Source organism: Arthrobacter sp. 10T419, from assembly GCF_056394105.1.
Genome location: NZ_JBFTHF010000050.1, coordinates 1 through 434, shown reverse-complemented (window position 1 = coordinate 434; position 434 = coordinate 1). Strand labels below are relative to the sequence as shown.

At 60.8% G+C, this 434-nt stretch carries 1 protein-coding gene; it reads left to right on the top strand.

Going from position 1 to position 434, the window contains the following annotated elements; all coding sequences use genetic code 11:
* Positions 1-102: 102 nt before the first annotated feature.
* On the top strand, positions 103-434 hold a 332-nt coding region (locus AC1DBD_RS17825), incomplete at its 3' end, for a M35 family metalloendopeptidase (RefSeq protein WP_476982721.1).

Sequence of the window (434 nt, the reverse complement as noted above, 5' to 3'; positions counted from 1 at the left end):
GTCCTGTCTCCTTCGCAATGGGTAGATGCAAGCCGTCACAAAGCCAGCCATAGGGACACCGCGACGGCGCTGGCAGATCATCCCACGCTGATCTGCCCGAACATGACCAATGACGCCTTCGCCGCGCTCGCGATGGATCTATGCGCGATTCTCGTGGCTCGCACCGAGGCACGACTGGCGGAATTGCGCCGCTGGGATGCCGAAGCCAGACGCAATGTTCAAACGTGGTTTGGCGTTACGGATAGCCGGACACGCGAGACGCTGAGCAGTGGGTTGGGCCGGATGCTGGCCGTATTCAGGCGCTTGCGGCCGGCCAATTTCGTACGGTACTCGCCTTCGGCGCTTGAGTTTGTTGGCTGTGTTTCCAAGCCGGACGCAGAAAAGCGCGGCGTCGTTGCGGCTGTTTGCAAACCGGACGTCAAGACCCATACGAT